Source organism: Pandoraea bronchicola, assembly GCF_902459805.1.
Lineage (GTDB): Bacteria > Pseudomonadota > Gammaproteobacteria > Burkholderiales > Burkholderiaceae > Pandoraea > Pandoraea bronchicola.
Map to the genome: position 1 here is coordinate 375,365 of NZ_CABPST010000003.1, position 20,191 is coordinate 395,555.

The window sequence follows — 20,191 nt, forward strand, 5'->3', positions numbered from 1 at the left end:
GGTCGCATGCAAGTCTTCTGGTTCATTCCGACGCACGGTGATACGCGTTATCTGGGAACGTCCGACGGCGGACGGGTGTTCGATTTCGATTACGCGCGGCAGATCGCCAGCGCGGTAGATTCGCTGGGGTACGAAGGGGTGTTGCTGCCCACCGGGCGCTCCTGCGAAGACGCCTGGGTGACGGCGTCGAGCCTCATCGGCGCCACGCGCAATCTGAAGTTTCTCGTCGCAGTGCGCCCGGGGATTGCGTCGCCTGCGCTGACGGCACGCATGGCTTCGACGTTCGATCGCCTGTCGGGGGGCAGGCTGTTGATCAACGTCGTCACAGGCGGCGACGCGGGCGAACTCGAAGGCGACGGCTTCTTCGCCGACCATGCCGAGCGCTACGCCGTCACCGACGAGTTCCTGCGCATCTGGCGTTCGGTGTTCGAAAAATCGCACACCGGTGAGAGCGTCGATTTCGAAGGCAAGCATTTGCGCGCCAAGGGGGCGAAGCTGTTTTTCCCGCCGGTGCAAACACCGCATCCGCCGCTGTATTTCGGTGGCTCGTCGGAGGTGGCGCGTCAGATTGCCGCCGAGCAACTCGACGTCTATCTGACGTGGGGCGAGCCGCTCGCCGATGTGGCGCAGAAGATTGCCGACGTGCGTGCGCGCGCCGCCAAACTCGGACGAACCTTGCGCTTCGGTCTGCGTCTGCATGTGATCGTTCGCGAGACGGAAGACGACGCCTGGCGCGCGGCCGACGCCCTCATCAGCAAGCTCGACGACGAGACCATTGCGCGTGTGCAGACGCAGTTCGCGAAGATGGATTCGGAAGGCCAGCGACGCATGGCGGCGCTGCATGGCGGACGTCGCGACAAGCTCGTGATTGCCCCCAATCTGTGGGCCGGTGTGGGGCTCGTGCGGGGCGGTGCGGGCACCGCACTCGTGGGCGACGGCCCGACCGTGGCGCAGCGGCTTCGTGAGTACGCCGATCTGGGCATCGACACCTTCATTCTGTCGGGATACCCGCACCTCGAAGAGGCCTACCGCTTCGCCGAGCTGGTGTTCCCGCATCTGCCGCGCGACTTGCGCGAACGGCTGGGCAACGTCTCGCTGGCCGGTCCGGTCGGCGAGGTCATGGCCAACAATATCGTGCCGAAGGCGTCGCAAAGCTGAGCGGGCTGCACGACATCGAACCCGCCTCACCATGAACTGAAGAGAAACGGGGCCGCAATGCCTCGGGGAGAAATTCGCATGACGCAAACCACCTTGACCGATGCGCAGGCAACGGTCCCCGCCGCCAGCGGCGCCACGCTGCAACGCTTGCAGCGCACGGCGGCCAGACGGCTCGCGCCGTGGGCGGTGCCCATCGTACTGGTCGCGCTCTGGCAACTGGCCGCGCAAGAAGGCTGGCTGTCGACACGGGTATTGCCCGCGCCGTCGGCCGTGGTCGACGCCGCCTGGCAACTCGCCCTGAGCGGTCAGATCTGGCGCGATATCGGCGTATCGACTGGCCGTGCCGTAATCGGCTTTCTGATCGGCGGCGGCCTCGGGCTGCTGCTGGGCATGCTGACCGGCTTGTCGCGTGTGGCGGAAACGGCGCTCGATTCGTCGTTTCAGATGCTGCGCAACATTCCGCACCTGGCACTCATTCCGCTCGTGATTCTGTGGTTCGGCATCGACGAAAAGGCCAAGCTGTTCCTGGTGTCCATCGGTGTGTTCTTCCCGATGTACCTGAATACTTACGCGGGCATTCGTGCGGTTGATCCGGCACTTGTCGAGATGGCGCGCAGCTATGGTTTGCGCGGCTGGGCACTGTATCGCGACGTGATTCTGCCGGGCGCGCTGCCGTCGATCCTGGTGGGCGTGCGCTTCTCGCTGGGCCTGATGTGGGTGACGCTGATCGTCGCGGAAACCATCTCGGCGCAATCGGGTATCGGCTATCTGACGATGAACGCTCGCGAGTTTCTGCAGACTGACATCGTGCTCGTCGGGATTCTGCTGTACGCGTTGCTCGGCAAGCTGGCCGATGTGCTGGCCAAGGAACTGGAATTTCGCTGGTTGCGCTGGCATCCGGCCTTTCAACGAGGAGCCGCTGCATGAGCGCACAACAATTGGCCCCGGTCGCAGGCGCCGACATCGAAGCCGAATGGACAGCCGAGCAGCGCGCAGCAGGGCGCGTACCGCTCGATCCGCAAACCGATCCGTTCGGCACGCAATGGCCGCTCGGGACGAACGTTGCCGCACACGCTGCGCCGCGTACGGCGTCAGGGACGAATCTTAAAGTGGTGCGACCGGCAAGTGACGTGGACGCCCCGGCATCGACGGCTGGTCTGCAAATTGATGCCGTCGGCAAGCTCTATGGCGTTCGCCCGGTGCTGTCGGACTTCTCGCTGACGATTCCGCGCGGCGGATTTGCCGCCATCGTGGGCCGTAGCGGCTGCGGCAAGTCGACGCTGCTGCGGCTGATCGCCGGCCTCGAGACACCCGACACAGGCCGCATCACGCTCGACGGGCATGCGCTGAGCGGCGCGTCGGGCGCGGTGTCCACACGCATCATGTTCCAGGACGCTCGTCTGCTGCCGTGGCGCACCGTGCTGGAAAACGTCGCCCTCGGGCTGCCGAAATCGTCGCACGCCAAGGCACTCGACGTGCTCGGTGAGGTCGGTCTGGCCGAGCGTGCCAACGATTGGCCGAGCCAGTTGTCCGGCGGTCAGCGTCAACGTGTGGCGCTGGCCCGCGCACTGGTGCATCAACCCGATTTGCTGCTGCTCGACGAGCCGCTCGGTGCGCTTGATGCGCTCACGCGTATCGAAATGCATGCCCTGATCGAACGCCTCTGGCGCGCTCACGGCTTCACGGCGCTGCTCGTCACGCACGATGTGCAGGAGGCGGTGGCGCTGGCCGATCGCGTGGTGCTCATCGAACAAGGGCAGTTGGGCCTCGATCAATCGGTGTCGCTGGCGCGCCCGCGTGCGCGCGGCAGCGTCGAGTTTGCCGGACTCGAGGCTCAGGTACTCGCGCGCGTGCTCCAGACCGAACCGTCTGCCGGCACCGACATTCCCGCCCCCGAGCCGCTATGGCCGGCGGCGACCGTGCGCTGGGCCGTCTGACGGCACTCGTTCATTCGTTTCTTCGATTTTTTTCCCGAACACAGGAGTTCATCATGGGTATCACCGCCATCAACGTTCGTAACCAGTTCAAGGGCCGTATTCGCGAAATTCTGCGCGGCCCGGTGCTCTCCGAAGTGGATGTCGAAACGCCGAGCGGTATCGTGACGTCGGTCATCACGACGCGCTCGATCGACGAGCTGCGTCTGGATATCGGCTCCGAAGTCGTGGCCCTCGTCAAGGCCACCGAGGTCTCGCTCGCCAAGCTCTGACGCCGGGGTAGGGTACGTCGCTGCGTAATGCAACGTCAGGTGACATAAGGTGCCGCAAGGTGACGTAAGCGACGTTTGCCGGGCGATTTTCCGAGGTGACGGGGCCGCATCGGACGCACGCGGGGGGCGGCGTCCGATGCGGGCAATGGCGAATTCCGATCCCGCTCTCGGACGGTGCCGCGAATGCACGCACTCGGCTGATATAATGCTGGCTTCCGAATGTTGGCGACCCGCCTGCGCGAGACCCTCCGCCGCGGGCGTTTTTGTTTGTTGCCAACGCGATGCACCGAAGCCAAACCATGACCACTGTCCGCACCCGCTTTGCGCCTAGCCCGACCGGTTTCATCCATCTGGGCAACATCCGTTCCGCTCTCTATCCGTGGGCCTTCGCGCGTCACAACAAAGGCACGTTCGTGCTGCGCATCGAAGACACCGATCTCGAGCGCTCGACCCCGGAAGCCGTGCAGGTCATTCTCGAAGGCATGGAATGGCTCGGCCTCGATTACGACGAGGGCCCGTTCTATCAGATGCAGCGCATGGATCGCTACCGCGAAGTGCTGGAGCACCTGAAGACCGCCGGTCACGTTTATCCGTGCTACATGAGCGTGGAAGAACTCGACGAGTTGCGCGAGCAGCAGCGTGCGCGTGGCGAGAAGCCGCGCTACGACGGCCGCTGGCGTCCGGAGCCGGGCAAGGTGTTGCCCGAGCCGCCCGCGGGCGTGCAACCGGTGCTGCGCTTCAAGAACCCGCTCAGCGGCAGCGTGGTGTGGGAAGACGCCGTCAAGGGCCGCATCGAAATCTCGAACGAAGAACTCGACGATCTCGTGATCGCGCGTCCGGACGGCACGCCCACGTATAACTTCTGCGTCGTGGTCGACGACCTCGACATGGACATCACGCATGTGATTCGCGGCGACGACCACGTGAACAACACGCCGCGTCAGATCAACATCTTCGAAGCGCTCGGCAAGCAGCCGCCGGTCTACGCGCATTTGCCCACGGTGCTCAACGATCAGGGCGAGAAGATGTCCAAGCGCAACGGCGCCATGAGCGTGGTGCAGTATCGCGAGGAGGGCTTCCTGCCCGAAGCCGTGGTGAACTACCTGGCGCGTCTGGGCTGGGCACATGGCGATGCTGAAGTCTTCACGCGCGAGCAGTTCGTCGCGTGGTTCGATCTCGAGCATCTGGGCAAGTCGCCGGCACAGCACAACCCCGAAAAGCTGCTGTGGCTGAACAACCAGTATCTGAAGCAAGCCGACAATGAGCGTCTGGCCGGGCTGACCGAGCCGTTCCTGCAAAAGGCGGGCGTGTCGATCGAAGGCGGTCCGTCGCTCGCCGGTGTGGTTGCGCTGTTCAAGGACCGTGCCAACACGATCAAGGATGTCGCGGACAGTGCCGCAATGTTCTATCGCAAGCCGGTGCCGTCGGAAGCCGATATGACCCAGCACATGACGGATGCGGCACGCGCGGCGGTGAAGGATCTCGCTGCGGCGCTCGCGGCACTGCCCGAGTGGAAGAAGGAAGCGATTTCGCCCGCGTTCAAGGCCACGCTCGCGCAGCATGGCATGAAGATGCCGCAACTCGCGATGCCGGTGCGTCTGCTCGTGGTTGGCACCACGCACACGCCGGCTATCGACGCCGTGCTCGAACTGCTCGGCCGCGACGCGGTGCTGGCGCGTCTGGGTGCCTGACGCCTGACGCGTGAGTCATTCCGGGGCGGCTCGTGGCCGCGCCGGAAATCAAAAAACCCCGGGATGCGCGAGCATCGCCGGGGTTCTTTTCGAGGACGCCACGTCCCCGTATGCGCTTACGACTGTGCGCTGTCTTGCGCGGCAACGGTGCTGGCGCGTGCCGGCGTTGCCGGGCGCTTGGCGCGCGAGTAGCCTTCGAGCAGCTTGACCATTTGCGCGTAGATCTTCGGGTTGCCGGCGAGGATTTCGCCTTCGAACAGGAAGTCCGACTCACCGGTGTAGTTGCCCACCAGACCGCCGGCTTCGGTAATCAGCAGGCTGCCTGCCGCCATGTCCCACGGATTGAGGCCTTGCTCGAAGAAACCGTCCATGCGGCCGGCGGCGACGTTGGCCAGATCGAGTGCGGCCGCGCCCGGACGGCGGATGCCAGCGCAATGCTCGGTCATCGTGCCGAACATCTTCAGGTAGTTTTCAACGCCTTGCAGGTCGCGGAACGGGAAGCCGGTGCCGATCAGGCCATCCGCCAGACGATCGCGGCGCGACACACGGATACGCTTGCCGTCGAGGAACGCGCCACGGCCACGCGAGGCGGTGAAGAGTTCGTTGCGGGTCGGATCGTAGATCACGGCCTGCGAGACGATACCCTTGTGCGCGAGGGCGATCGAGGTGCAGTAGTAGGGCAGGCCGTGAATGAAGTTGGTGGTGCCGTCGAGCGGATCGATGATCCACTGGTATTCCGAGCCCGACTTGCCATGCTCTTCGCCCGATTCTTCGGCGAGGATGGCGTGGTCCGGATAGGCTTGCAGAAGGGTATCGATGATCGCTTGCTCAGCCGCTTTGTCCACTTCCGTCACGAAGTCGTTGTGCTGCTTCTTGCTGACCTTGACGGTGTCGATGTCGAGAGAGGCGCGGCTGATGATGTTGCCGGCGCGGCGCGCGGCCTTCACCGCGATATTGAGCATGGGATGCTGCATGACAGATTCCTGTTAAGGCCATCGCCGACGGTACGCGCGACCCCTTCTGGGCCGGCCGGCAGGCGTGGCAGACAAAGCGAACAAATTGAGCAAGAGCGATTCCCCGCAAGCGCCGCGCACTGGGTGGCGGCTCGTTTGCGAGGACGAAAACGCGTATTTTAGCAAAAACACAGCCCTTGCGCTGCGTCGTCTTATGCTTCTGACCCTTTTTGTGGCCGGGCGCCCTCGGGCATGCGGGTCGGCACGACGACACGCAGCGCTCTCGATTCAGGGCAAAATAGCGACGTTTGGCGCTTTGCCGCCACACCGCTGTGCTGCTGTGCCGACCTCCGTCCGGTGTTTCTCTCGATGCCGTTCCCGTTTATTGCCTCTCGTCTCATCACCGCTGTCTCATGTCCCAAACTGCTGCTGCCTCGCCTTCGTCACCTCTATTCGATCAAGTGCGTTTCGTGCTTAACGAGACAAGCCACCCGGGCAATGTCGGTTCAGCGGCGCGCGCGATCAAGACGATGGGCTTTGGCCAGTTGGTGCTGGCCGCGCCGCGTGCGGGTGCCGACGTCCTGCGTGATCCGGAGGCCGTGGCGCTCGCGAGCGGTGCCGACGATGTGCTGGCAAACGCGCGGGTCGTAGCCGATCTGGATACGGCGTTGCAAGGCGTGAGCTGGGCCGTTGCCCTCTCGGCACGTTCGCGTGAATACGGTCCGCCCAATGCCGAACCGCGCGAGAGTGCGGCGATGGCCGTGCAGCACGCGGGGCAGGGCGAGGCGGTGGCGTTCGTCTTCGGCAGCGAGCGTACCGGCCTGTCGAATGCGGATGTAGAGCGTTGCAACGCGCTCGTGCATATTCCGGCCAACCCCGTGTACAGCTCGCTCAATCTGTCGCAGGCAGTGCAGGTGATTGCCTACGAAGTGCGTATGGCCTGTCTCGCACGTGAGCGCGGCGAGGTGTTCCATGTGACGTCGGCGGCGTCGCTGCCGTCGGGGCCGCAGAGCGAGCGCCTCGAGGCCCTCGAGGCGCTCGCGACCCGTGACGATGTCGAAGGCATGCTTTCGCATCTGGAGCGCGCGCTCGTCGATCTCGACTTCCTCGACCCCGATAATCCGAAGAAGCTGATGACCCGGCTGCGCCGGCTTTTCGCCAAGAGTCACCTGGAGCGCGAGGAAGTCAATATTCTGCGCGGCATTGCGAAACACATTCTCGAACGCAAAATCCGGCGTTGATGCGACACGCTGACACCTCGCCCGCCAGCCACTGACGGCTCGCTTTCCGGTAATTACGCAACGATCCGCCCCAAGACGGCCGGACGCACACGACAGGATCGAATCAGGCTCATGTTTACCCATCTTCGCGAAGACATCGCTGCCATTCGGCAGAAGGACCCCGCAGCTCGCAGCAACTGGGAAGTTTTCACGTGCTATCCCGGCCTGCATGCGGTGATGCTGCATCGGGTGGCGCACGGCTGCTGGAAGTCCGGCTTCAAGTGGCTCGGCCGCTTTGTGTCGCAGTACGCGCGCTTTCTCACGGGCATCGAAATTCATCCCGGCGCAACCCTCGGCCGCCGGGTCTTTATCGATCATGGCATGGGGGTGGTGATCGGCGAGACGGCCGTGATCGGCGACGACTGCACGATCTATCAGGGCGTCACGCTTGGCGGCACGTCGCTGGCACGGGGGGCGAAGCGTCACCCGACGCTGGAGCCGGGGGTGATCGTCGGCGCGGGGGCCAAGGTGCTCGGCGGCTTCACGGTGGGTGAGGGGGCGAAGATCGGCTCGAACGCGGTGGTGGTGAAGGCCGTGCCTGCCGGTGGCACGGCGGTGGGCAACCCCGCGCGCATCATTCGTCCCGATACGCCGCGCGAGGGGGCTGAAGCCAAGTCGCCCAGCAGTGGACGTAAGCCCGAGTTCTCCGCGTATGGCATCACGCCGAACGCCGACGATCCCGTCTCGCTCGCGATCCACGGTCTGATCGAAAACGCCACGGATCAGTCGCACAAGATCGATGTGATGGTGGCAGCACTCAATCAACTCGGTGCTCATCTCGAAGCGCTCGGTGCGAGCAAGATCGATACCGCCGAACTGCGCAAGCTCGGCAAGGAAATTCAGGATATGTGACGCCTGACAGCGCGGCATTCGCCATCAGCACGCGGCCCGTCGTCAATACGGGCCGTTTTGGCATCGAGGCGATGCGGGCTGTTGTGCGGGCCTAAGCGCTTTGCGTCGTGGAAGGCGCAAGGTCAATGGCGCGCAGGCCGTGGGCGTCCCATTGCAGATAGCCGCCGCGCGGCGGCGCGATGTCGAACTCCCAGTCGGGTAGTACCCAGCGTGCGCGCCGGCCATCGGCGTGCCGTGCCGGGCGATGCGTGTGTCCGTGCACGAGAGTGCGCTCACCGGCGGCGTCGAGCAGCGCGGCGATCGCATTGGCGTTGGCATCCGCATAGGCCATGCGATGGGCACCCTTGGCGGCACTGCGACGGCGAATGCGGTTCGCGATGGCCATACGCAGCCGCAGCGGAAGCGTCAGGAAGAACGCCTTGCCGAGCGGTGAATGCGCGACGCGGCGAAAGCGCTGATAGCCCACATCGTCGGTACACAACTGGTCGCCGTGACTGAGCACCAGCGCCTGCCCGAGAAACGAGAAAACGCACGGGTCGTCGAGCATGACGGCACCGGCCGCCCGCGCGAAACGCTCCCCGAGCAGGAAATCTCGATTGCCTCGCATCACGGCGATGGGCACACCGCTCGCAGACAGTTCGGCCATGGCCGCCGTCATGCGACGGGCGAACGCGCCGAGGGGCTCTGTGGCGGGAGAGGCGGCAGAGGCGGGAGGGGCGGGATCGACGTTCGTACGGTTAGCACGGCTCGCAGGGTTGGTGCGGGCGGGCGTGTCGACGTCGAGCATGTCGTCGCCGATCCAGTATTCGAACAGATCGCCGAGGATGAAAAGGATGGACGCTTCGCGCGCGGGGCCGCGCAGGAAGTCCTCGAAGACTTGCACCGTGCGCGGCAATGCCGGCGAAAGGTGAAGATCGGAAATGAAAAGCGCGGGCCCGTCGCCCCGTGGTGTCACGGGGCATTGCGGGCACCGCGCAGTCGATACTGGCATCGAATGTCGCAGTTGGCGGTGACGGCGCTTACGCGACGATCACGGCCTTCTCGATGACGACGTCGTCAACCGGCACGTCCTGGTGGAAGCCCTTGGAGCCGGTCTTCACGCCCTTGATCTGGTCGACGATGTCCTGACCTTCGACGACCTTGCCGAACACGGCGTAGCCCCAGCCTTGCGGCGTCGGTGCGCTGTGGTTCAGGAAGTCGTTGTCGCTGACGTTGATGAAGAACTGTGCCGTGGCCGAGTGCGGATCGTTCGTGCGAGCCATGGCCAGGGTGTACTTGTTGTTCTTCAGGCCGTTGTTGGCCTCGTTCTCGATCGGTGCTTCGGTCGGCTTTTGCTTCATGCCGGGCTCGAAGCCGCCGCCCTGGATCATGAAGCCGTTGATCACGCGGTGGAAAACGGTGTTGTCGTAGAAGCCGTTCTTGACGTAGTTCAGGAAGTTCTCGACCGTCTTCGGTGCCTTGTCTGCGTCGAGTTCGATGCGAATGACGCCGTGATTGGTGTGCAGTTCAACCATGATGCTTTCCTTCTGATGAAATGGTCCCGATGGGCCGGAGGATTTCAGCGCTTGACGACGCTGGCCGATTCGATCACGACCGGCGTGGCCGGCACGTCTTGGTACATGCCCTTGCGGGTCGTGGCAACACGCTTGATCTTCTCGACGGTATCCATGCCGGACACCACCTTACCGAATACCGTATAGCCGTAGCCATCCGGGCTGGGGTAATCCAGTGACGCATTATCCTTCACATTGATGAAGAATTGCGCGGTCGCGGAATTCGGGTTCGACGTCCGGGCCATGGCGATGGCGCCGGTCACGTTCTTCAAGCCGTTCTGCGATTCGCTCGGGATTGGCGCGCGCGTTGACTTTTCATTCATCTCGGGCGTGAAACCGCCGCCCTGAATCATGAAGTTGCCGATGACGCGGTGGAAGATCGTGCCGTTATAGAAGCCACTGTTGACGTATTGAAGGAAGTTCTCGACCGTCTTCGGGGCCGCCTTCGGATTGAGTTCGACCACAAAGTTGCCGGCCGACGTCTTGAACTGCACCTGCGGCTGGGCGGTTTGTGCGACCGCGCACAGGCTCGTGCCGGTCAGGGCGGCCGCAGCCATCACGCTGCCGAGCAGCGTGCGACGCAGGCGATTCGGAAGGGACATGCGTGTCTCCGTATGCAATGAGAGTTCGGTTCAAGGCAAGACGCGGGCGTCTCAGTTGCCCGATTTGCCGACGCCCTTGAGCGCGGCATCGTCGCTGGCCTTGGCCGGTGCCGGCGCCTGGCTCACGGGGGCGGCGCGCTGCGGGGCCAGCATGCCCGAGAGGATTTTCTCGCGGTTCGACACGCGCGCGGTCGGCGAGAGCTTCAGCGCTTTCTGATAGGCCTGCTGGGCCAGCTTGGCGTAGATGTCGCCGAGGTTGGAATAGGCGACGGCGAAACCCGGATTGTTGCGAATCGCACTCTCGAGGGCCGCGCGCGCCTTGTCGTACTCACCGGCCTGCGCGTAGAGCGCCGCGAGGTTGTTGAACGGTTCGGGCAGTTCCGGGAAGTCCTGCGTGAGGGCGGTGAAGTCGTCGATGGCTTCGGCGTTACGTCCCATCTCCATGAGCACGCGGCCGCGCGTGAAGCGCACCTGCGCATCACGCGGATACTGCTTGAGATGTTCGTCGATCTTCGCGAGCGCATCTTTGAACTTGCCGGCGTCGACCATTTTGTTGATGGCCGATTCGCTGGCTTGCTGCGGCGTTTGCAGCGGCGCGGGCGGCGGCGGATCGATGATGGCCTGCGCACCGGCGGGCAGTGCGAACAACGTGCCCGCGAGGCCGAGGGTGGCGCCTGCCAGCGTCAACGCGCGGGCGCTGCGTGCGGCAGCGGTGACCGGACGGAGTCGGGAGAGAAGGCGCGTTGCGGGGTGCAAAAGTGACCGGCTTCGTTGCGTCATAGTGGGTGCTTGGGATACCTGAGAGGTGCGCAAGAGATGCTATACTCGGCCGCATTCTAACAAAACACCTGCGCCTGGCCCGCGCCATTTCTCGGAGTGGCGGTGGATGTCGTTCGCAGGTTCGTTTTTTCTACCGCACGGCGCGCAGCCCGCCTCGCGATGTCGCTCTCGTCACGAACGTCGTGACGGCCCTGAGAACATCGTCGCAGCGTCCGGCGCTGTTGCCGCCCGGTCAAGCGCTTATCTATGGATTCACTCCGTGTCTACAACTCGCTCGCGCGAGACAAACAGCCGTTCGTACCCCTCGTTTCCGGCGAAGTCCGCATGTATGTCTGCGGGATGACAGTGTATGACTACTGTCACATCGGTCATGCGCGCGTGATGGTGGTGTTCGACATGGTGCAGCGCTGGCTGCGTACGCTGGGGTACCAGGTGACCTACGTGCGCAACATCACCGACATCGACGACAAGATCATCAAGCGTGCTGTCGAGAACGGCGAGACGATGCGTGAGCTGACGACGCGCTTCATCGCGGCAATGCATGAAGATGCCGATGCGCTCGGCGTCCAGCGCCCCGATCACGAGCCGCGCGCGACCGACTTCATTGCCCAGATGGTCGACATGATCGGCACGCTGCAACGCAACGGTTATGCCTATCAGGCCGCAGACGGCGACGTGAACTATGCCGTTCGCAAGTTCGCCAGCTACGGTCAGCTCTCGGGCAAGTCCATCGAGGATCTGCGCGCCGGCGAGCGGGTTGCCGCCAATACCGCGAAGCAGGACCCGCTCGACTTCGTGCTGTGGAAGCGTGCGAAAGACACCGAGCCCGATGAGTCGAAGTGGGCTTCGCCGTGGGGCGCAGGCCGGCCGGGATGGCATATCGAATGCTCCGCGATGAGCTGCCAGCTGCTGGGCAATCATTTCGACATTCATGGCGGCGGGGCCGATCTGCAGTTCCCGCATCATGAGAACGAGATCGCGCAGAGCGAAGGCGCCACGGGCGAGACGTTCGTGAATTACTGGATGCACAACGGCTTCGTGCGCGTGGACAACGAGAAGATGTCCAAGTCGCTCGGCAATTTCTTCACGATTCGCGAGGTGCTCGCGAAGTTCGACGCAGAAGTCGTGCGCTTTTTCATTCTGCGCGCGCAGTACCGCAGCCCGCTCAATTACAGCGATGCGCATCTGGACGACGCGCGTGGCGGTCTGACACGCCTGTACACGGCGCTCAAGGACGCGACGGGGGACGGCGCGGCGCTTGACTGGAACGAGCCGTATGCGCAGCGCTTCGCCGCGGCGATGAACGACGATTTCAATACGCCGGTGGCAATCTCCGTGCTGTTCGAGCTTGCCGGAGAAATCAACAAGCAGCCCGATCCTGTGCGAGTGCGTCAGTTGCAGGGGCTCGCCGGTACGTTGGGTCTGCTCGGCCGTGACCCGCAATCGTTCCTGCAAGGGGCGAGCGGCGGCGAGGCGGCGGGCGATGGCGACGCGTTGCGTGTTTCCGTCGAAGCGCGCATCGAAGCGCGCGCCCAGGCCAAACGCGAACGCAACTTCGCCGAGGCCGACCGCATTCGCGCGGAACTGCTGGCCGAAGGCATCGTGCTGGAAGACCGTCCCGGAGGCGCCACCGAATGGCGTCGTGCCTGAGCGCGGCGCATCGAGGCAAATCTTATGGTGACTCGTAAATCCGCGGCCGCTAAGGTTGTGACCAAGACCGCTGCGGCCAAGCAGGCGAAGGCCGTCAAGCCGTCGGCGCCGTCCGGCGACAGCGCGCGCCGCGCGCCGGTCAAGACCGCTGCGGCCAAAACAGCGGCCAAGACGGCTGCCAAGACGGCTGCCGTTAAGTCCGGCAGCAAGACAGCGGCTGGCAAGACGGCCGAAAAGACGGCCGAAAAGACGGCAAAAGCCGGTGCTGCCCGCAAGGCTGCCCAGCCGGCGGCATCGAAGGTTGCGCAAAAGGCGGTGCCGAAGGCCGGAGCGAAGGTTGCGCGCAAGACGCCTGCGAAGTCCGCGCCGCCCGCGCCGTCGACTGCCGCGACCTCGCGTCGTGTCATCGCCAAGCGCGATGGCGAGACGCGCATCGTGACGCCCGAAATCGAGCGCATCGATCACGAGATCGTCGAGCAGGCCGTGACCGGTGTCGTGCCGCTGCCGGTGGCGCCGGGGGCGACACGTCCCGGCTTCTGGGATCAGGCCTGCGCCGATCTGATGAAGCGCGATCGCATTCTCAAGAAGCTGATTCCGCAGTTCGGCCCGGCACATCTGACCGGACGCGGCGAACCATTCGTCACGCTTGCGCGCTCGATCGTCGGCCAGCAGATCTCCGTGAAAGCGGCGCAGGCCGTGTGGGACCGGGTCGTGGCGATCTGTCCCAAGCTCACGCCGGCGCAGTTCATCAAGGCCGGGCATGAGGCGCTCGCCGGTTGCGGACTGTCGCGCCGCAAGGCCGAGTACATCCTCGATCTGGCCACGCACTTCAAATCGGGAGCGCTGCATGTCGACGCCTGGGCGAGCATGGACGACGAGGCCGTCATCGCCGAGTTGACCGGCATTCGCGGCATCGGCCGCTGGACTGCCGAAATGTTCCTGATGTTCAACCTCATGCGCCCCGATGTGCTGCCGCTCGACGATGTCGGGCTCATCAACGCGATCAGCGTCAACTATTTCAGCGGGGAGCCGGTCACGCGCAGCGAAGCGCGGGAAGTGGCCGCCAATTGGGAGCCGTGGTGCTCCGTCGCCACCTGGTACATGTGGCGGAGTCTCGAACCGGTGCCGGTAGAATACTGATTGTTCCGCCGAGGACGTATAATCCGCGTCCATTCCGTCTCATCCAGTAATTATTGACGTCTATTGCGGGTCGAATGGCAATGAAAGTTGTCTATCTCGACCGGGTAGACGTTGCCGGCGGTACAATACGCTGCCGCATTTCCGGGGAAACCTGATGAAGAACACCTTTTTGGATTTTGAACAGCCGATCGCCGAACTCGAAGCGAAGATTGAAGAGCTGCGCTTCGTGCAAGACGATTCAGCCGTCGACATTTCCGAAGAGATCGAGCGCCTCTCGAAAAAGAGCCAGCAGCTCACCAAGGACATCTATACGAACCTGTCCCCGTGGCAGGTTTCGCAAATCTCGCGTCATCCGCAGCGTCCGTATACGCTCGACTATGTCCGCGACATCTTTACCGACTTCCACGAATTGCATGGCGATCGCACCTTCTCGGACGATCACGCCATCGTGGGCGGCATGGCGCGTTTCAATGGCCAGGCCTGCATGGTCATCGGTCACCAGAAGGGCCGCGACACGAAGGAGCGTGCCATGCGCAACTTCGGGATGCCGCGCCCGGAGGGCTACCGCAAGGCCATGCGCCTGATGAAGCTCGCTGAGAAATTCGGCCTGCCCATCTTCACGTTTGTCGACACGCCGGGCGCTTATCCGGGGATCGATGCCGAAGAGCGCGGTCAGTCGGAAGCGATTGGTCGCAACCTGTTTGTGATGGCCGAACTCAAGACGCCGATTATCACCACCATCATCGGTGAGGGCGGCTCGGGGGGCGCGCTGGCCGTGGCCGTGGCCGATACGGTCATGATGCTGCAGTTCTCGACGTACTCGGTGATCTCGCCGGAAGGTTGTGCGTCGATTCTGTGGAAGAGCGCGGCCAAGGCGCCCGAGGCTGCCGAGGCGCTGGGCCTGACGGCTCACCGCCTGAAGGCGCTGGGTCTGATCGACAAGATCATCAACGAACCGCTGGGTGGTGCGCATCGCGATCCGCTCGGCATGGCCGGCATGCTCAAGCGTGCGCTGGCCGACTCGCTGCGCCAGTTCCAGGGCATCAGCCACAAGGAACTGCTCGAGCGCCGCTTCGAGCGCCTGATGAGTTATGGCAAATTCAAGGAAGCCGGCGCAAAGTAAAGCGTCCGTCATCGCGTCGTCGCCCGTCGTGGCGATGACGCCGAATCCGATGCCTCATCACGATTCTTCTGCTGCCGCGTTCGCATCCGTCCGATGCGATGCGGCAGTTGCACATGTGGACGTCGCTTTGCGCCTGGCGCTGGCGGCGCATGTCATTCCTCACGATGCCTCCGCACCCCGTCCCGCGCTGGCGCTCGCATTGAGTGGCGGGCTCGACTCGATGGTGCTGCTCGATGCGCTGGCGCATTGGGTTCAGACGCGTCGCGAGGCGGGTGAGGCGGTCGCACAGCCGCTGGCCATTCACATTCATCACGGACTCTCCGAACACGCCGACGACTGGCTCGTCGTGTGCGAGCGCGAGGCGCGTCTGCGCGGCTTTGCGTTCGAGGCGAAGCGCGTGAATGTGCCGCGCGATGCCCGGCAGGGTATCGAGGGGGCGGCACGTGCGGCACGCTATGCGGCCCTCGCGGCGTCCTGCAACGCGCATGGCGTGGCGTGGCTTCTGAGCGCCCATCACGCCAACGATCAGGCCGAGACGGTGCTGCTGCAAATGTTGCGCGGCGCAGGCCTGCCCGGCGTAGCGGCGATGGCGGTGGAGGGCGCGTTGCCCGTTGCTGCCGGTGAGCCGTGTCGCGCGCGCTTGCTGCGCCCGCTGCTCGATATCTCGCGCGAGACGATGCATGCGTATGCGAAGGCGCGTTCGCTGTCGTGGGTCGACGATCCCTCCAATGACGATCGCCACTACCTGCGCAATGCGCTGCGTCACGATGTCATGCCTGCGATCGCGGCCCACGTGCCTGCGTATCGGGAGACGCTGGCGCGGTTTGCGCGCCATGCCGCACAAGCGCAGTCGCTGCTCGATCAACTCGCTCAAGCCGATTTCGAGATGGCGCGTTCGGCATCGAACGATGGCGATGAGCGTTTGCAGCGCAGCCGTTTGCAGGTGCTCGACGCGTCGCGGCTGGCGAACCTTCTACGCTACTGGACGGCGCGTCGCGGATTGGCCATGCCGCCGGAAGCGCGGCTGGAGGAGTGGGGGCGGCAGATTCGCGATGCGCAGGCGGACGCTTCGCTGGAATTGCCGCATGGCGATGCCGTCTTGCGGTTGTATCGCGACGAGCTGCAATGGACGGCAGTCTACGACTCGGCCGACCCGGACGATGTGGCGTGCGACGTGGTGTTGCAATGGTCGGGCGAGCGGGAATGGCCGTTGCCGCAATGGCAGGGGAGCATCGTGTTCGCACCGGTCGCCGAGGGCGAGCCGGTCGGCGACACGATCGACGAGCGCGTGCTGCGCGCCCATCCCCTGGTGGCAAGGTCGCGTGCGGGCGGTGAGCGGTGGCGCGAGCGTGCGGGCGGTCATTCGCGTTCGCTGAAACACTGGTATCAGAGTCGCGGGGTCGCCGCGTGGCTGCGACATGTGCCTATCGTCTGGCAGAGGGGCGAGATCGTCTTCGTCCCGCGTCTGGGAATTGATGGCGCGGCACAAAGTGGCGAGAGCGCCGTTGCACGCTGGCGAATGATGTGGCGCGACGAGGCGTAAGCGCCGGGAAACAGCATAATCTGCTGCCGAATGCGGTGTGTCGTGGCAACGGCAGCGCAATCTGCGCCAAACTGGCTCAGGCGCGATACATTCGTGCGATAATCAAAAGTTCCGCGAATCGAAACGTCACTGATACCCATCGGCGGGTATCTGCGCAGGATTCATAAACGGTTTCAAATCAATGTGTTAGCAATGTTATGGCTCTGATCGTACACAAATACGGCGGCACGTCGATGGGCTCGGTGGAGCGCATCAAGAATGTCGCCAAGCGCGTGGCCAAGTGGCATAAGGCCGGTCACAAGATGGTGGTGGTGCCGTCGGCGATGTCCGGCGAGACCAATCGTCTGCTGGGGCTGGCCAAAGAGATTTCGGCCCACCCTGATCCGCGCGAACTCGACGCCATTGCCGCCACGGGCGAGCAAGTGAGCGTCGGCCTGCTGGCGATGGCGCTCAAGGAAGCGGGCGTCGATGCCGTGAGCTACGCCGGCTGGCAAGTACCGATCAAGACCGATAGCGCTTTCACCAAAGCGCGTATTTCGGAAATCGACGATACGCGCGTGATGGCCGATCTCAATGCTGGGCGTGTGGTCGTCATCACCGGCTTTCAGGGGATCGATCCGAACGGCAACGTGACGACGCTGGGTCGTGGAGGCTCGGACACGTCGGCGGTGGCGGTGGCTGCCGCGCTCAAGGCCGATGAGTGCCTCATCTATACCGACGTCGACGGTGTGTACACAACCGACCCGCGCGTGGTCGACGAAGCGCGCCGCCTCGACAAGGTCACTTTCGAAGAGATGCTGGAAATGGCCAGCCTCGGCTCGAAGGTGTTGCAGATCCGTTCGGTGGAGTTCGCCGGCAAGTACCAGGTCAAGACACGTGTGCTCTCGAGCCTGACCGATCCGATGATTGCGCTCGACGAAGAAGCGCGCTCGGGCACGCTGATTACTTTTGAGGAAGACGAACAAATGGAAAAGGCCATCATTTCGGGTATCGCATTCCAGCGCGACGAGGCCAAGATCACCGTGCGCGGCGTGCCGGATCGTCCGGGCATCGCTTATCAGATCCTCGGCCCGATCGCCGACGCGAACATCGATGTCGACATGATCATCCAGAACCTGAGCGTCGAAGGTAAGACCGACTTCACGTTCACCGTGCCGCGCGGCGACTACCAGCGCGCCATGACGCTGCTGCAAAGCGATGTGCAAGGTCACATCGGCGCGGCCGAAGTCGTGGGCGACCCGAAGGTCTCGAAGGTGTCGATCGTCGGCGTGGGCATGCGCTCGCACGTCGGTATCGCCAGCAAGGCCTTCCGCACGCTGTCGGAAGAGGGCATCAACATTCAGCTCATCTCGACCTCGGAGATCAAGATCTCCGTGCTGATCGACGAGAAGTACATGGAGCTGGCCGTGCGTGCGCTGCATAAGGCGTTTGAACTCGACCAGGCGTAAGGCGCCATTGGCCGTGTAAAACGACGCGTCGTATGCATGCGTAGTGCATGCGGCGCGCAGCGCGAATTTCGCGCTGCGATGCGGGGAAAATTCCCCGAACGTGTCGAGGGCATGACACCTGCGCAAAAAAAGTTGGATTGTGATGCGCATAATGTTTGACGGCATCGAGAACAGTAGGTAATATCACGCCTTCGTTACATCACCTCCCTGATGTGACGACAAGTTTGGGAGACGTGGCCGAGAGGTCGAAGGCACTCCCCTGCTAAGGGAGCATCTGGGCCAAAACCTGGATCGAGGGTTCGAATCCCTCCGTCTCCGCCAAGTCGCCTTGGCGGAACACCCCCGGCTCTTCGCGGAGAGCCGGGGGTTTTTTCTTTCACGAGTTCGCGCGTTGGCGATACCTCGCGCGTCGAGACCATCTCTGCTTCGAGCGAGGACAATCATGTCGACCATCACTACCGATTCCGGCCTGCAATACGACGATCTGCAAGTGGGCGATGGCGCCGAAGCCACCCCGGGCAAGACCGTCACCGTTCACTACACGGGTTGGCTGACCGACGGCAAGAAATTCGATTCCAGCAAAGACCGCAACGATCCGTTCGCCTTCGTGCTCGGCGGCGGCATGGTCATTCGGGGTTGGGATGAAGGCGTTGCCGGCATGAAGGTCGGCGGCAAGCGCAAGCTGATTATTCCGGCCGAGCTGGGTTACGGCGTACGCGGCGCCGGCGGCGTGATTCCGCCCAACGCGACGCTGGTCTTCGAGGTCGAACTGTTGGACGTCTGAACGATCGAATGCCGTAACGAAACGGCATCGTCGATACCACAGACACCCCCGGTGCCTCGCAGGCACCGGGGGTGTTGTCTTTTCCGTGGGCCATCCGTTATCACGATCGCTGGCCGCACAAAGGAGCCTTTACGAGGTGTCTCACTCAGCCACATCGGTTTCCAGATTCTGGTTTCCCTTCTCGCTCGTGCTCTTCGAGTTTGCCGTCTACATCTCGAACGACATGATCATGCCCGGCATGCCGCTGGTGACGCGTGAGTTCGGCGCGTCGGCGGACATGACCACGCTGGCGCTCACTGCCGCCATGCTCGGCAACGCCAGTCTGCAATGGCTGCTCGGACCGCTGGCCGATCGTTTCGGACGCCGTCGGGTGCTGCTCTCCGGTCTCGCGATGTTCGTGGTGGCCTGTCTGGCGATGCACTACGTGCAGACGATGCCGCAATTCATTCTGCTGCGCTTCCTGCAGGGCATGGGCTGCTGTTTTGTGCTGACGGTGGGGTACCCGACCGTGCATGAAGCGTTCGAAGAAAAGACGGCGGTACGCGTCATGGCGCTCATGGCGAACGTCTCGCTGCTCTCGCCGTTGTTCGGGCCGCTGGCGGGGGCGGCGGTGGTGTCGTATTGGCCTTGGCGAAGCATCTTCTGGCTGATCGCCATCGTGGCCGTGGTCTCGTTCATCGGGCTGTATCGCACCATGCCCGAACTGTCGCGCCATGATCGGACGGCACTGAACGCGAAGCAACTCTGGGCGGGCTACAAGCTGCCGCTGTCGAGCGCGCGCTTCTGGCGCGGTGCTCTGCTGACGGGGCTCGCCATCACGCCGCTCCTCACCTGGATCGCACTCGGCCCGGTGTTCCTGATCGAGCGCGCGGGTTTGTCGCAGATGCAGTACGCGGTGCTGCAAGTGCCGGTGTTCGCCGCGTTGATTCTTGGCAACGTGCTGCTCGCGCGTCAGGTCGGCCGCTGGTCCAATGGCCGGTTGCTGGCGACGGGCGTGGCCGCCATGTTGATCGGTGCGGCAGTGTCGCTGGCCGGTACCGCGATTCTTGCCCCGGGCTATCCGGCGTTGCTCGCCGGCACGTCGCTGCACGCGTTCGGCATGGGCATGTGCTATGGCGTTGTGTATCGCCAATCGTTGTTCGCCGTCGACAGCCCCAATCGCGCGACGGTGGCGGGCATGCTCAGCATGATCACCATCGTTGTCGCGGTCGCTGTGATCGAGGCGATGAAGGTGGCGTATCTGCACTTCGGGGATGCGGCGCTCGGCATCGGCGCCATGATCGCCGCGGCGCTCGTCGCGGTGCTTGCGGCGAACTTCGTGCCGCCGCCTGCGCAGGATGTCCTCGCACAGCCGGGCCGGTAGTCTTCAGCCGGGTCTGAAATGAAAAACGCCAGCGGAGTTTCGCTGGCGTTTTTTTACGCGTGAAG

Annotated in this window: 19 protein-coding genes and 1 tRNA gene; 15 read left to right on the top strand and 5 right to left on the bottom strand. The window is 63.7% G+C overall.

Annotated features, from left to right (window positions below; translation table 11 throughout):
* Positions 1-6 precede the first annotated feature (6 nt).
* The 5 genes from ssuD to gltX all read left to right on the top strand — a co-directional run bounded on the left by ssuD (position 7) and on the right by gltX (position 5,055).
* Positions 7-1,158, top strand: coding sequence for an FMNH2-dependent alkanesulfonate monooxygenase (ssuD, locus tag PBR20603_RS09310; RefSeq protein WP_150559245.1), 1,152 nt, complete (start codon positions 7-9; stop codon positions 1,156-1,158).
* 78 nt (positions 1,159-1,236) lie between these two features.
* Positions 1,237-2,085 carry an aliphatic sulfonate ABC transporter permease SsuC gene (ssuC, locus tag PBR20603_RS09315; protein WP_150559246.1) on the top strand — a complete coding sequence of 283 codons (849 nt, stop codon included), beginning with the start codon at positions 1,237-1,239 and terminating at the stop codon, positions 2,083-2,085.
* Positions 2,082-3,095 carry an ATP-binding cassette domain-containing protein gene (locus PBR20603_RS09320; protein ID WP_150559247.1) on the top strand — a complete coding sequence of 338 codons (1,014 nt, stop codon included), beginning with the start codon at positions 2,082-2,084 and terminating at the stop codon, positions 3,093-3,095. The genes ssuC and PBR20603_RS09320 overlap by 4 nt, the downstream gene beginning before the upstream one ends.
* 53 nt (positions 3,096-3,148) lie before the next feature.
* A complete protein-coding gene (locus PBR20603_RS09325) occupies positions 3,149-3,364 on the top strand; it encodes a TOBE domain-containing protein (RefSeq protein ID WP_039399140.1) in 216 nt (71 codons plus the stop codon).
* A 299-nt stretch (positions 3,365-3,663) separates the two neighbouring features.
* Positions 3,664-5,055: a glutamate--tRNA ligase gene (gene gltX, locus PBR20603_RS09330; protein ID WP_150559248.1), complete on the top strand. Its 1,392-nt coding sequence runs from the start codon at positions 3,664-3,666 to the stop codon at positions 5,053-5,055.
* 116 nt (positions 5,056-5,171) lie between these two features.
* Here gltX and PBR20603_RS09335 read toward each other — a convergent pair whose 3' ends face one another.
* Positions 5,172-6,029: an inositol monophosphatase family protein gene (locus PBR20603_RS09335; RefSeq protein WP_150559249.1), complete on the bottom strand. Its 858-nt coding sequence runs from the start codon at positions 6,027-6,029 to the stop codon at positions 5,172-5,174.
* Positions 6,030-6,421: 392 nt separating this feature from the next.
* Between PBR20603_RS09335 and PBR20603_RS09340 the strand changes: the two genes are divergently transcribed.
* Positions 6,422-7,249, top strand: coding sequence for an RNA methyltransferase (locus PBR20603_RS09340; RefSeq protein ID WP_150559250.1), 828 nt, complete (start codon positions 6,422-6,424; stop codon positions 7,247-7,249).
* 111 nt (positions 7,250-7,360) lie between these two features.
* Positions 7,361-8,140, top strand: a complete 780-nt coding sequence (cysE, locus tag PBR20603_RS09345; protein ID WP_150559251.1) for a serine O-acetyltransferase — start codon at positions 7,361-7,363, stop codon at positions 8,138-8,140.
* 91 nt (positions 8,141-8,231) lie between these two features.
* On the opposite strand, the gene PBR20603_RS09350 is transcribed toward cysE, so the two are convergent.
* The 4 genes from PBR20603_RS09350 to PBR20603_RS09365 all read right to left on the bottom strand — a co-directional run bounded on the left by PBR20603_RS09350 (position 8,232) and on the right by PBR20603_RS09365 (position 10,982).
* A complete protein-coding gene (locus PBR20603_RS09350) occupies positions 8,232-9,095 on the bottom strand; it encodes a UDP-2,3-diacylglucosamine diphosphatase (RefSeq protein WP_150559252.1) in 864 nt (287 codons plus the stop codon).
* Between the two features lie 64 nt (positions 9,096-9,159).
* On the bottom strand, positions 9,160-9,654 hold the full coding sequence (locus PBR20603_RS09355; RefSeq protein WP_150559253.1) for a peptidylprolyl isomerase: 495 nt from the start codon (positions 9,652-9,654) through the stop codon (positions 9,160-9,162).
* 44 nt (positions 9,655-9,698) lie between these two features.
* Positions 9,699-10,295: a peptidylprolyl isomerase gene (locus tag PBR20603_RS09360; RefSeq protein ID WP_150559254.1), complete on the bottom strand. Its 597-nt coding sequence runs from the start codon at positions 10,293-10,295 to the stop codon at positions 9,699-9,701.
* Positions 10,296-10,346: 51 nt separating this feature from the next.
* Complete coding sequence (locus tag PBR20603_RS09365; RefSeq protein ID WP_246174493.1) at positions 10,347-10,982, bottom strand: tetratricopeptide repeat protein; 636 nt, start codon at positions 10,980-10,982, stop codon at positions 10,347-10,349.
* A 339-nt stretch (positions 10,983-11,321) separates the two neighbouring features.
* Here PBR20603_RS09365 and cysS point away from each other — a divergent pair, with 339 nt between their 5' ends.
* The 8 genes from cysS (at position 11,322) to PBR20603_RS09405 (ending at position 20,126) form a co-directional block, all read left to right on the top strand.
* On the top strand, positions 11,322-12,725 hold the full coding sequence (gene cysS, locus PBR20603_RS09370; protein ID WP_150559256.1) for a cysteine--tRNA ligase: 1,404 nt from the start codon (positions 11,322-11,324) through the stop codon (positions 12,723-12,725).
* Positions 12,726-12,749: 24 nt separating this feature from the next.
* Positions 12,750-13,865, top strand: coding sequence for a DNA-3-methyladenine glycosylase family protein (locus PBR20603_RS09375; protein ID WP_150559257.1), 1,116 nt, complete (start codon positions 12,750-12,752; stop codon positions 13,863-13,865).
* Positions 13,866-14,019: 154 nt separating this feature from the next.
* Positions 14,020-14,988: an acetyl-CoA carboxylase carboxyltransferase subunit alpha gene (locus tag PBR20603_RS09380; protein WP_150559258.1), complete on the top strand. Its 969-nt coding sequence runs from the start codon at positions 14,020-14,022 to the stop codon at positions 14,986-14,988.
* A gap of 115 nt (positions 14,989-15,103) precedes the next feature.
* Entirely contained in the window at positions 15,104-16,531 is a 1,428-nt protein-coding gene (tilS, locus tag PBR20603_RS09385; RefSeq protein WP_246174494.1) for a tRNA lysidine(34) synthetase TilS, read from the top strand.
* A gap of 197 nt (positions 16,532-16,728) precedes the next feature.
* The gene (locus PBR20603_RS09390) at positions 16,729-17,979 is read left to right on the top strand and encodes an aspartate kinase (protein WP_039368437.1); all 1,251 of its coding nucleotides are present in this window, start codon (positions 16,729-16,731) and stop codon (positions 17,977-17,979) included.
* A gap of 227 nt (positions 17,980-18,206) precedes the next feature.
* Positions 18,207-18,300, top strand: a tRNA-Ser gene (locus tag PBR20603_RS09395).
* 121 nt (positions 18,301-18,421) lie between these two features.
* On the top strand, positions 18,422-18,763 hold the full coding sequence (locus PBR20603_RS09400) for an FKBP-type peptidyl-prolyl cis-trans isomerase (protein WP_150559260.1): 342 nt from the start codon (positions 18,422-18,424) through the stop codon (positions 18,761-18,763).
* Between the two features lie 136 nt (positions 18,764-18,899).
* Positions 18,900-20,126 carry an MFS transporter gene (locus PBR20603_RS09405; RefSeq protein WP_150559261.1) on the top strand — a complete coding sequence of 409 codons (1,227 nt, stop codon included), beginning with the start codon at positions 18,900-18,902 and terminating at the stop codon, positions 20,124-20,126.
* The last annotated feature ends 65 nt before the right edge of the window (positions 20,127-20,191 follow it).